Annotated in this window: 14 protein-coding genes and 1 riboswitch; of the genes, 1 reads left to right on the top strand and 13 read right to left on the bottom strand. The window is 35.1% G+C overall.

Going from position 1 to position 11,127, the window contains the following annotated elements; all coding sequences use genetic code 11:
- The 11 genes from ACW2QF_RS13760 to thiW form a co-directional block, all read right to left on the bottom strand.
- The coding region (locus ACW2QF_RS13760) for a hypothetical protein (RefSeq protein ID WP_455716580.1) at positions 1–195 on the bottom strand (195 nt) is incomplete at its 3' end.
- Positions 196–222: 27 nt separating this feature from the next.
- On the bottom strand, positions 223–714 hold the full coding sequence (locus ACW2QF_RS13765) for an FIST N-terminal domain-containing protein (RefSeq protein ID WP_455716581.1): 492 nt from the start codon (positions 712–714) through the stop codon (positions 223–225).
- Positions 715–1,012: 298 nt separating this feature from the next.
- Complete coding sequence (locus ACW2QF_RS13770) at positions 1,013–1,510, bottom strand: hypothetical protein (RefSeq protein WP_455716582.1); 498 nt, start codon at positions 1,508–1,510, stop codon at positions 1,013–1,015.
- A 202-nt stretch (positions 1,511–1,712) separates the two neighbouring features.
- On the bottom strand, positions 1,713–2,870 hold the full coding sequence (locus ACW2QF_RS13775; RefSeq protein WP_455716583.1) for a pyridoxal phosphate-dependent aminotransferase: 1,158 nt from the start codon (positions 2,868–2,870) through the stop codon (positions 1,713–1,715).
- Between the two features lie 330 nt (positions 2,871–3,200).
- On the bottom strand, positions 3,201–4,580 hold the full coding sequence (locus tag ACW2QF_RS13780) for an FAD-binding oxidoreductase (protein ID WP_455716584.1): 1,380 nt from the start codon (positions 4,578–4,580) through the stop codon (positions 3,201–3,203).
- 34 nt (positions 4,581–4,614) lie between these two features.
- Positions 4,615–5,448, bottom strand: coding sequence for a MetQ/NlpA family ABC transporter substrate-binding protein (locus tag ACW2QF_RS13785; protein WP_455716585.1), 834 nt, complete (start codon positions 5,446–5,448; stop codon positions 4,615–4,617).
- A gap of 41 nt (positions 5,449–5,489) precedes the next feature.
- A complete protein-coding gene (locus ACW2QF_RS13790; protein ID WP_455716586.1) occupies positions 5,490–6,449 on the bottom strand; it encodes an L-lactate dehydrogenase in 960 nt (319 codons plus the stop codon).
- Between the two features lie 15 nt (positions 6,450–6,464).
- Entirely contained in the window at positions 6,465–7,145 is a 681-nt protein-coding gene (locus ACW2QF_RS13795) for a methionine ABC transporter permease (protein WP_455716587.1), read from the bottom strand.
- On the bottom strand, positions 7,126–8,172 hold the full coding sequence (locus ACW2QF_RS13800; RefSeq protein WP_455716588.1) for a methionine ABC transporter ATP-binding protein: 1,047 nt from the start codon (positions 8,170–8,172) through the stop codon (positions 7,126–7,128). Before ACW2QF_RS13800 ends, ACW2QF_RS13795 begins: the two co-directional genes overlap by 20 nt.
- 352 nt (positions 8,173–8,524) lie before the next feature.
- Positions 8,525–9,187: a thiaminase II gene (gene tenA / locus ACW2QF_RS13805; protein ID WP_455716589.1), complete on the bottom strand. Its 663-nt coding sequence runs from the start codon at positions 9,185–9,187 to the stop codon at positions 8,525–8,527.
- Positions 9,188–9,265: 78 nt separating this feature from the next.
- Positions 9,266–9,772 (bottom strand): energy coupling factor transporter S component ThiW, encoded by a 507-nt coding sequence (thiW, locus tag ACW2QF_RS13810; RefSeq protein ID WP_455716590.1) that lies wholly within the window; start codon positions 9,770–9,772, stop codon positions 9,266–9,268.
- Between the two features lie 134 nt (positions 9,773–9,906).
- Positions 9,907–10,014, bottom strand: a riboswitch (TPP riboswitch).
- Between the two features lie 239 nt (positions 10,015–10,253).
- Here thiW and ACW2QF_RS13815 point away from each other — a divergent pair.
- Entirely contained in the window at positions 10,254–10,493 is a 240-nt protein-coding gene (locus tag ACW2QF_RS13815; RefSeq protein ID WP_455716591.1) for a hypothetical protein, read from the top strand.
- A gap of 89 nt (positions 10,494–10,582) precedes the next feature.
- Here the strand turns inward: ACW2QF_RS13815 and ACW2QF_RS13820 are convergent, their stop codons facing one another.
- Both ACW2QF_RS13820 and ACW2QF_RS13825 read right to left on the bottom strand, forming a co-directional pair.
- Positions 10,583–10,759: a hypothetical protein gene (locus ACW2QF_RS13820; protein WP_455716592.1), complete on the bottom strand. Its 177-nt coding sequence runs from the start codon at positions 10,757–10,759 to the stop codon at positions 10,583–10,585.
- 72 nt (positions 10,760–10,831) lie between these two features.
- Positions 10,832–11,032: a hypothetical protein gene (locus tag ACW2QF_RS13825; protein WP_455716593.1), complete on the bottom strand. Its 201-nt coding sequence runs from the start codon at positions 11,030–11,032 to the stop codon at positions 10,832–10,834.
- Between the last annotated feature and the right edge of the window lie 95 nt (positions 11,033–11,127).

Genomic DNA, 11,127 nt, shown 5'->3' on the forward strand with positions numbered 1-11,127 from the left:
ACGGAATACGCCTTCTTCAATCGTTGCATCGGTATATCCTAATTCTTCTTGATACACATCCATTGCTTTACGATTATCGATTTCAATGATAGTTCTCTTGTCATCGGATACCTTTGTAACTACATGCATTTTCTGTCTCGGACGGAAGAGATTCTCCTTGATAATTTTAATTTTACCAATTTTACTTCCAATCACGGCATATACTGAGGCATCTGTTAGAACTTAGCCATTACACGCAACCTTTTTTGCCTCCCCATCTCTCGTATTTCCTGCTGTTCCACCTAAGAGACGAACCTTTGAACCATCTAGACTGATCTTCATTGTAGATACAATTTTTTCTTCATTGTTTGTTGAAAAATTAATACATATACTATCTTGATATTTTTTATCAATCATATGTACTTTCTGAGTCAAATCGGGAAGATATTTGACAGGACATGTAGAAGCTTCGCGTAAAGCACCTACATAGACTTCCACCTCATCTTCCGAAAATCCAATCGCTGAAATTCCTTCTGCCATACTTGCGTTATGGGTTAACATAATACCAGTAGTTCCTATCATTTTACAATCTGGCAATGCTTCGTACAATCGTTCACTAATTTCTTTGAAACGCCTATCATCAGCAGAATACATGATAAATGAGCATTTATCTAATTTCTTTACAGCCTCATTTATCATGTTGTCAATATGACCACTCACACAAATATATTCCATTTGTAATCTCCTTCTATACATAAAAACTAATACAGTCTATCTCGCCCCATTAAAACTACGTGTAGCATAATCTCTGTAAATAGTATCAATTAAAACCTTTATTATTCTATAAAATTATTTTCTTTTCGTCAATTTCTTTTATGTAATTTAATTAATTCTTCTTGCTGTTCAGGTATAAGCTCCAATGTTTCCTTTGACATCAGTAGAACTTGCATTCATATAAAACTATTGGTATCTGTATGTCGAAAGAAAAATCCTCTATCACCCTGTAATAAGGAGAGATAGAGGATTTATTCGATTATTTACCAACTTCCTGATTTTTAAGCCATTCCAGAACAGGTCCTAAATTTTCTTCTTTTACACCATCAAAACCGTTTTCAATGTTAGAGATAGCTTCTTCAATTCTTTCGTCTTTTTCCTTACGATTTTTAAGCATCTTTAAAAAGATAGACAACATGATTTTATCCATGCCTTTCAACTCTTTTAGTGGAAAACATCCACCGCGCAGATAAAAAAATGGTATACCTTCAATCTTATTCCGTGCAATAATAGCATCGCTTGAGGGTTCAGCGGTTCTTCCACTACCCGATCCACAAACAGTTTTTATGTTATATTTTCGTATCTTATTAAGACCTTGTATCTTCCCTGCTTTCAACCAGCCAAGAAAAATAATATCTTCGTCTTGTTTAACTTTTGAAATTTCCTTTACTGAGAAAATCTTTAGTTTAGTCTTTGTAGCAAGCATATTAGCATACTTCTTAGTAAAACCCGTTTTTGATTCATAAATAATTACCATTGATAAACACATCCTTTATACTTTTCCGATCTTATCTGTTAAGTCACATAGTACTCCCACGAAACTAGTCTGTCAATTATATTATCTCGACAAAAAAGTACTCATATAATAAAGTAAAAGGTTAGCGTTCAAGCCAACCTTTTTTATGTAATAGCAAACTATGTAAGTCTATGATTTCTTTCTATTTATGATTCCTTACTATTTATAATTTCTTTCTGATATCTGACAAGCGATCTAGAGCCTTCAGTAATGTTTCATCCTGCTTTGCAAAATGAAAGCGAATTAAATGATTGATATCTTCCTTAAAGAAGCTTGAACCAGGTACAGCACCTACACCAACTTGCTTTGCTAATCTTTCGCAAAATTCCAGATCATTCTCTCTCTTAAATTCACTAATATCCACCATGACATAATAAGCTCCCTGTGGTTCTACAAAGTTAAAACCGATATCTTGTAGACCTTTTACGAACAGGTTTTTCATGTGTGTATAATGAGCCTGTAGATTCTTATAATACTCCTCTGGAAAATTGAGACCTACAACTGCTGCCTCCATTAAAGGAGCCGCTGCTCCCACTGTTAAAAAATCATGTACTTTTTTGACTCTATCTATAATTTCTGGAGGAGCAATTACATAACCAAGTCTCCATCCAGTAATCGAATAGGTTTTTGATAAAGAACTGCAAGATATGGTTCTTTCCCACATTCCAGGTAAAGAAGCCATATACACATGCTCAAAAGGTTCATAGATAATATGCTCATATACCTCGTCGGTTATCACATAAGCATCATATTTTATAGCTAATTCTGCAATGAGTTGAAGTTCCTTGCAAGAAAAAACCTTTCCACAGGGATTGGAGGGATTACATAAAATCAATGCTTTTACCCCTTGCTTAAATGCATCCTCAAGAACATTAGCATCAAATGTAAATTGGGGTTCAATCAATGGAACATAAATAGGTATTGCACCAGACAAAATAGTATCTGCTCCATAGTTTTCATAAAATGGAGAAAAGACGATAACCTTATCTCCCGGATTCGTGATTGTCATCATAGCCGCCATCATAGCTTCCGTGCTACCACATGTTACAACAACATTGGTTTCTGGATTAATCGAAACCCCCATGTATTTTTCTTGCTTTTTCGCCAATGCTTCTCTAAAATTTTGAGACCCCCAAGTCGTGGCATACTGATGTGGTCCTATTGCTGCTATTTCAGCCAGTCTATCAGTAATTTCCTTAGGTGGATCAAAATCTGGAAAGCCCTGTGATAAATTAATAGCATTATATTGATTCGATATTCGAGTCATTCTTCGTATAACGGAATCAGTAAAATCAGCTGTTCTTCTGCTAAGTTCCTGCATGTGGAGTCCTCCTTATTATTTTGTTAAATAGGTTTTGCGAAACTCAATATATGATTTCTAAGTTTCTTAGCTGGCGTATTATAACACGAAACACACTACACACCTAAGTACTTCTAAGTGTGTTTGTTAAGTTATCCAAATGATACGGAACCGCCATCGATTCGGCATCCTGCCTCAGCTCAGGCTTGCCAGGCATCCGTGCCTGGCATTCCTAGGTTACTTAGTACACACTAAGAAGTACTAAAGGTGTTTCGCTATCGTTTCTTAGTTATAATACGTCAGCCAAGAAACAGATACATATAATGAGAGTTTTGCAAATACCTAATTTTTCTACAGCATATAAACCTTATGGTCATTTAAGATATGCTTACTGTCTAGCGAATTCTTAATCGCATTCATGACATCAATATTGGTTTTATCTGTTTCTTTGAGATAGTAACGCTTCTTGCTGATGCCAATACCATGTTCACCTGATGTCAGACCTCCGAGTTGATACGCTTTTGTATATATTTTATCCATATTTTCTTTTCGTTCATCTTCCCATTGACTTTCTGAACGATTTCCTCTCAATACACACAGATGTACATTTCCATCCCCTGCATGTCCAAAGCTGATCATCTGCATATTTGTCTTTTCTGATAATTTATTTACAAATTCCACAAATTCTGCTGTTTTATTTATTGGCACTACAATATCTACAGGCTCCTGTTCCGATACTGCCTCAACAGCCTTAACTAATGCACCTCGTATCCTCCAGACATTAGCAGCTGTCTCCTTATCTGTTAAACGTAAAAACTCCAATGCGCCATGTTTTCTTACCGTTTCTTCAATGCGTCTGATATTTCTCTCTATCTCTTCTTCATATCCGTCAAAAGTTAGAATTAAATAAGCTTTCGCCTGAGGGTAAGGAAAGGAAAGTTGTAGAAATTCTTCACCGAGTTTAATAACCTTTCTTTCAACAAATTCAATCGCTGTAGGATTTGCATTTTGATTAATAATATGTTGTACACTTTCTATTCCCTTATCTAAACTGTTAAAAGGCACAAGTACACTGACAGAACTTTGCGGTTTCGGTATAACCTTAAGAATACATTTTGTTATAACTGCCAAAGTTCCCTCCGAACCAATAATTAAATTCTTTAGGGATAGACCAGAGCTATCCTTGATATTTTTACTGCCCACTGTAAGAACTCTACCATCTGCCAGTACGATTTCTAGCCCCATCACATAGTCTCTGGTTACTCCATATTTGACTGCGCGCATTCCTCCAGCATTGGTACTAATATTTCCCCCGATAGTTGCTGTCTTTTCTCCGGGATCAGGAGGATAGAAAAAGCCTTCTTTCTCTACATATTCCTGAAAATCCTGTAGAACTACTCCAGGCTCAACTGTAGCTGTAAATGTTTCCTTGTCTAATTCCAGAATTTTATTCATAGCGGTTAAGTCCAAAACGATTCCTCCACTTAGAGGAACTGTTGAACCGACAAGATTCGTGCCTGCACCTCTTGGTGTCACCGGTATATCGTTTTCAAAAGCAAATGATAGTACCCCGCTCACCTCATTAGTAGAAACGGTACGGACTACAGCCCATACCGTTCCTTTCAATCTTCCAAGTACATCACTTTTATAAACTTCCTCAATGCTATCTCCGGTTATTACTCTGTCCGTGTCAGGAATAATTGTTAAGAGTTTTCTTAGTTTATTATCCATATGTATGCCTCCCTAAAGATGTGTGTTCTGAGATTTATTTTTCATCCCATGCTGCTATATACGCACCCTTGAATTCATCTGCATACACTGCTTTTACTGCTTCTGTTTGATAGGCCTCCACAATCTTTTTATAAATTTCATTGTCAGCATCTTCTGTTCTGGCTGCAATCAAATTTACATAGCTCTTTCCAGCATAAATGCTGACATTATCCTGAAAAATAGAATCCTCACCAGGGTTTAAACCGTTATCTAGAGCATAATTACAGTTAATTACTCCTGCAGTAACATCAGGTAACAAGGCATATATATTAGCAGCATCAACTTCCACTAATTCGATATTTAAAGGATTTTCTGTAATATCTGCTTTTTCAGGGCTATCGCCTGCATCAGGATTTAATTTGATAAGTCCAGCTGCTTCTAAAATTTTCAGAGCACGACCTCCATTGGTAGCATCATTTGGAATTGCTATCTTCGCACCATCGGTAATTTCACTAACATCCTTTATCTTATTGGAATAGATATTCATAGCAGAAATAAAGGTATCTCCAATAGCTGTAAGTTTATATCCGTTATCTTCAACTTCACTATTTAAGTATGCATAATGTTGAAAGGCATTCAAATCTGTATCACCATCATTTAGTGCTTTGTTAGGAGTTGTATAGTCAGTGAAAACGACCAATTCAATATTGATATCTTCTTTTTTCAACTCTTCAATTACTGGATCCCACATTTCATTGGCTTCTCCAACAACACCAATTTTAACAGTACCCTTACCTGATTCTTCCTTCTTTCCACAAGCTGTCGCTAATATTGACACCACCATAACCAATGCAATTGTTAATACCTTTAATCTTTTTTGTTTTTTCATAATCATATCTCCTCTTTTTTCATATTTTTTTACTTACAATTTTATAAGGATAATGCTAATTCAAAATTTTCATGTAATGCCTTAACCGATTTATCAAAGGCAATCTGTTCCGAAGATGATAGATGCAATTCAATAATTTCTTCCACACCATTCTTTCCTATTACTGACGGAACTGAAACGAATACATCTTTATGGCCATATTCACCATTTAGTAAAACGGATACCGGCAAAATTCTTTTTTCATCAGCTAAGACAGCTCTAGCTACCTCTGCAAGGGAGGCACCAATTCCAAATTCAGTGGAGCCTTTTCCCTCAAGGATTTTCCAACCACCAAGTCTTCCTTGGTCTGCTAACTCTTCAAAATTCAAATCACCATATTTTTCTGGTCTTTCCTTTACTAGCTCAAGTATCGGTTTCCCTGCAACGGTAACCGTTGACCATGGAACCATTTGACTTTCTCCGTGCTCACCTAATGCATAAGCATAGATAGATTTTTGGTCGATTCCAATTTTCTCTGATATTACTCTTCTTAGCCTGGCTGAGTCGAGAGTAGTACTTGTGGAAAAAATCCTTTCTGGTGGGTACTGTAATTGATTTTGTATATAATGAGTAATTACATCTGCCGGATTTGATATATTGATTATGATGCCTGAAAATCCTGATTGTTTGATACCCGGAATCACTTCCTTCAATATATCTACCGTCTGTCCTAACGTATCCATACGAGTCTGACCACCTTCTATGCTAGGTAGAGGTCCTGCTGCTACAACCAATATATCTGCATCAGCTGCATCCTCATAATCACCTGCTCTCACCGTTACATGTTGTGGCAAATAGACTGTAGAATCATAGATATCCAATGCTTGTGCTTTAGCTTTGCTAACATCAATATCAATATAAACGATTTCTTCGACAATTCCTTGGGAAGCAAGGGCATATCCTGCATGTGAACCAACATGCCCAGCTCCGATAATAATAGCTTTTCTGTTATGTAATGACAATTTTCTTCTCCTTTGTTAATGACTATTTTTCTTCACAATAATGTTACCTATTATTTGAATCAGATTAACTAATAACACCAAGATAATAACCGATACATATGTAACATCAATCTGATTTCTCTGATATCCAAAACGTATAGCAAAATCTCCTATCCCACCTGCACCTACAGCACCTGCCATGGCAGTTAATCCAATTAAGCTTATGGCAGTTATCGTAGTACCTCTTACAATACCACCAATACATTCTCTTAAATATACACGAAAAATAATTTCTATCTTTCCTGATCCCATAGATGCCGCTGCTTCAATTAGACCAGGGTTTAACTCTGCAAGCGCTGTTTCAATTTGCCTGGAATAAAAGGGCACCGTACCAAAAACTAAAGGAATTATTGCTCCTTTCACGCCTATAGCTGTTCCCACTATCATTCTGGTTAATGGTATTAAAGCAAAAAGTAAAATAATAAAAGGAATGGATCGAAGGAAGTTGATTGTTTTATCTAAAATTTGAAATACTACCTTATTCTCCAGAATACCTCCTTTTTTGGTTACTGATAGGATAATTCCCAAAAGTAGTCCCAAGATAAGAGCTATCACCCCAGACCAAAGCAACATAATCAAGGTCTCTTCTATACTCCGATAGAAGTCTGGTAACTTCGTCATTACATTCGGTATTATTTTATTTAAAAATTCCTCCATCTAAAATCACCTCCACTCCTACATTTTTATTTTTCAGATATGTAACAGCATCTCGTATATTATTCGCTTCACCTCTTACAATCGATACTAATCCACCAATGGGATTCTCACCTATCAGCTCGATATTACCAAAAATTATATTTACATCTAAATGAAATTGTCTGGATATTTGGGAAACTAAGGCCTCCGATGCATTTCTTTCTATGTACTTAAACTTAAGGATGCATTCTCCTGATGATAATTGAATAGGTGAACGATTCCTGTCAATCAAATCATGAATTTTGGACAAATTCGAGGTACTATCTACAAAATCCTTTGTTATTTGTTTATTAGGATTGGCAAATACCTGGAAGACATCACCCTCCTCTACCACTTCTCCATCATCCATTACATATACCTTATCGCATATTTCCTTAACCACTTGCATTTCATGTGTAATAATAACAATTGTAATTTGAAGCTTTTCATTTAACTCTTTTAACAGATTTAATATTGATTTAGTAGTTTGTGGATCTAATGCACTGGTAGATTCATAGCTTAATAGAATCTGTGGATCATTCGCCAAGGCTCTCGCAATAGCAACTCTTTGTTTTTGTCCTCCGCTTAACTGAGAAGGATATGCTTCTGCCTTATCGGAAAGTCCTACCAGTTCTAATAATTCATTAACCTTGTTCTTTATTTGTGCTTTGCTTAATCCACTTTTATGAAGTGGATATGCCACATTTTGAAAAACATTTCTCGAGGCAAACAGGTTGAAATGTTGGAATATCATACCTATTTTTTTCCTCTTTTCCCTTAGTTCTTTATCCGAAAGACTGGTTAATTCTGTATCCTCTATATAAACTTTCCCTTCTGTAGGACGTTCTAATAGATTGATACATCTTACTAATGTTGATTTTCCCGCACCTGAAAAACCAATAATTCCGTATATTTTTCCTTTTTCCATATACAGGTTTATGTTCTTGACTGCTTCTACTAATCTGCCTTCTGTTTCGAAGCGCTTGCTTACATTTTCCAATCGAATCAAAACCATTACCTCCTGCTTCATTAATTTTTAATAAAGACAATTGCCTAAAATTTTTGATAATATAAAAGGAGGTGTCGCACACACTTTTTCATATCATTATATCCCCTATTTTCATAGTATTTTTATATGATTACTATGTTTAGATTAGATTATATTGTAACATAATGGATATGTCAACGATTATTCCATGTTATACTAATAGTTGTTTTCTATGGGTTGTTATAGCTTTTACCTATATCTAATATATAAGAAGGGACATACAAATCATTTTTATATGATTCATATGTCCCTATAACTTGCTTATAACCACTATTTAATTTATTTTCGCATAATCCCATCAGGAACATTGTCTTTACAAGGACATATTCCATGCCAAATCCCAAAATGCCAATTCGTATCTGGAACATGCAACAAAAATATCAATAAGATGATTCATTTGTTCTTCGGAATAATCACTTGTTATTTTTTCTAATGTATTGATTAGAACTTTATTTTCTTCACTATACTGTTCATTAGCATATCCTTGAATCCACTCACCATAGAATGAATGATTTTGAGAATCTGGATTATTTTTTATCATGTTTTTAGCTATAATCTCATAGCTGTATGCACAAGATAAGATAGCAGTTAAAATCTCAGCCTCACCTTCTTCATATGCTACTCTAAGCATATAAGAAGTATACGATAAATTATCTAATGCCCTTGGAGTTTCATCTATTTCCTGTTGCGATATTTCAAATTTTCCCATATATCCTCTATGGATATCCATTTCACTTCCTGTTAGTAAATTAACATAGTTTGAAAATAACTTTGTTAATTCTGGGCTCTTTGCTTTTGCAATACCGATGGCAAATACTTTTGCATATTCTTCTAAATAAAGATAATCCTGAATAATATAATATTTGAATTTCTTTCTATCTAATGTTCCCTCCTGAATACCAATAACAAATGGGTGCTTATTATACTCCTCCCATATTTCTTTTGTCACATATAATAGTCTTTCCATAATAGTCATAATCTTTTACTCCTCTAATGAAACGCTTAAAATTTGCAGTGAAAGTGCCTGAACACAATAATATGTCTTTCCTCCGTCTTAACCTTCCATAAATAAATTTTGTACTCCTAATTTCTTTAATGCATTAATAAATATTACTGATAAAATTGCTCCACCTACTGTGGAAATTAAAAATGGAATAATGTATGTATAAAATGCAATATCTGCCACATCTACTCCTATTAAGAAAATAGCAACAGGATAGGCACATAGTCCTCCCAATATGGCAGTACCAAACACTTCTGCAATAAGAGTTACAAGAATATTTTTTGTTTTCCAATATACAATTCCACAGAGCAAAGCTCCAAACATGCTACCTGGAAACGCCATAAGACTTCCCAGTCCTAAAAGGTTGCGGATAAAACTTGCTCCAAAAGCAACTCCAACTCCATACCAAGGTCCTAATGTAATTGCACAAAGAATGTTTACCATGTGTTGGACAGGTGCACATTTGCTTCCAAATACAGGAATACCAACCATACTTCCTACAACTGCAAAAGCACACAAAATACCCGCTATACATAATTTTTTTGTTTGACTTTTCATTTAATACTTCCTTTCAATTATCAGTGAGATCGGCAATTACAGCGACGATCTCCATTGTAATAAAAGCAACTCCAGCTCCTTTCTAATCGAAAATTTTACATAAAAATAGGAGACACCCTGAAGCGGTATCTCCGAAAAAATCAACTTTGACTTCCTACGTCGGCATTATCCGAATCAGGTTATAGGGTCGAAGTTAATTACTTCCTCTCAGCCTGCCATTACAAGCTCCCCTGTTTATTTAACAACTTGAATATAACATTTAAATTATATTTTGTCAACTTCTTACTACTCCGTCAGATTCTAATTCTCTAAGCTGCAAACTAGTCGGTCCAAATGACTTTAATCTCTAACGAGTTCTACCACTACAGAAACCTTAATCTAGCAAGCTTGATAAAAATCTGAATAAAAATCTTTTACCAGCAAATAATAACTCTATTATGATAACAATAAATTAAACTTATTATGAAAAGGAGTAAATTATATGAATCGTGATAATCTCATAAACCAAGTAAAAAACGAGTATACACGAATGGCCTCTACTGAATCCCAACAGCATCCTCTCCAAGCCACAGATGATCTAACACCTGAAGCCTATTACGAAAAACTATTAAGTAAAACTATCGACGAAATTAACAAAGGAACCTTTGACAATTTTAAATCTGGTGTGGAAGTAGTAACTGCTATTGCTAACAACAAAACTTGGCTTTCGGATTGGCATTAGCTTTAGCAAAATACAATACAAAGGTATTGCCATTTTCAATACAATTTGACACATATCTCAACATGAATGGAGGTCAAAAGTAGCCATATCTATTTTTTATTAGGCAACTTACGACCTCCACATGCGAGTAAGTCTCTAATAATCTCATCTGCTAATTCATAATCTTTTGATACGAATGCCACTTGTAATGAATATAGAAATCTACGCAGTCTGACATTTTTGATATCAAATTTTTGAAAAACAACTTCCAAATCTACTGCTGCCATGTGTGCAATGCTTTCATCAATCCACTGCCACTCGAATTATCTGAAAACCGTAATCCTCCGAATTACCGTAAATTATTCATTTAACTTTGAAACATCATTTAAGTACATTGATATTTCCCCACAGTTTGGACAGACTGCGATGCTTGGTTTTCCTAAACGTTTTCCGAATACCTTTCGCCCTTTGGTAAAAACAATCCCATACCCTGCTCCTTCTACTTTTAAATCGTTATCCTCTAACATCTCAGTTCCACATCTTACACATTTCCTTATCATATGAATTCCCTCCCATCAATTTTAATTACTATAAAAAGGTTAATTATGTATATAATACTTCTGTCTGCAAACACAATGCATTCACACCATTCTAG

It is taken from the genome of Anaerosporobacter sp. (assembly GCF_965301125.1).

Bases quoted from the DNA above. Each gene is read 5' to 3' on its own strand.
- ACW2QF_RS13765 (WP_455716581.1), bottom strand. From the start codon at position 714: ATGGAATATATTTGTGTGAGTGGTCATATTGACAACATGATAAATGAG.
- ACW2QF_RS13770 (WP_455716582.1), bottom strand. From the start codon at position 1,510: ATGGTAATTATTTATGAATCAAAAACGGGTTTTACTAAGAAGTATGCT.
- ACW2QF_RS13775 (WP_455716583.1), bottom strand. From the start codon at position 2,870: ATGCAGGAACTTAGCAGAAGAACAGCTGATTTTACTGATTCCGTTATA.
- ACW2QF_RS13780 (WP_455716584.1), bottom strand. From the start codon at position 4,580: ATGGATAATAAACTAAGAAAACTCTTAACAATTATTCCTGACACGGAC.
- ACW2QF_RS13785 (WP_455716585.1), bottom strand. From the start codon at position 5,448: ATGAAAAAACAAAAAAGATTAAAGGTATTAACAATTGCATTGGTTATG.
- ACW2QF_RS13795 (WP_455716587.1), bottom strand. From the start codon at position 7,145: ATGGAGGAATTTTTAAATAAAATAATACCGAATGTAATGACGAAGTTA.
- tenA (WP_455716589.1), bottom strand. From the start codon at position 9,187: ATGACTATTATGGAAAGACTATTATATGTGACAAAAGAAATATGGGAG.
- thiW (WP_455716590.1), bottom strand. From the start codon at position 9,772: ATGAAAAGTCAAACAAAAAAATTATGTATAGCGGGTATTTTGTGTGCT.
- ACW2QF_RS13815 (WP_455716591.1), top strand. From the start codon at position 10,254: ATGAATCGTGATAATCTCATAAACCAAGTAAAAAACGAGTATACACGA.
- ACW2QF_RS13820 (WP_455716592.1), bottom strand. From the start codon at position 10,759: ATGGCAGCAGTAGATTTGGAAGTTGTTTTTCAAAAATTTGATATCAAA.
- ACW2QF_RS13825 (WP_455716593.1), bottom strand. From the start codon at position 11,032: ATGATAAGGAAATGTGTAAGATGTGGAACTGAGATGTTAGAGGATAAC.